Genomic DNA, 241 nt, shown 5'->3' with positions numbered 1-241 from the left:
GGTGGACACAGGAAAAGGCGCGTGAAGTGGCACTTGCGTGGCTCACCCGTTCCGAGATCGTGGAGGAATGATGCACGTATTTGCTCTAATCGTGTATGCAGTATCTATGTTCGCGTGCTTGGGGCTATCCGCGTACGGTTTTCATCGCATTGATTGTGTGCCAAATGTGTGGAACGGCGATGTTCAATGGACGAAGAATTTTTCGACCGATGCTTACGTCATCGTCTTGCTGTTCGCAGCC

Source organism: Dellaglioa sp. CoH-55-MRSF-8 (assembly GCF_056782195.1).
Note: the sequence above shows the minus strand (reverse complement) of the source record.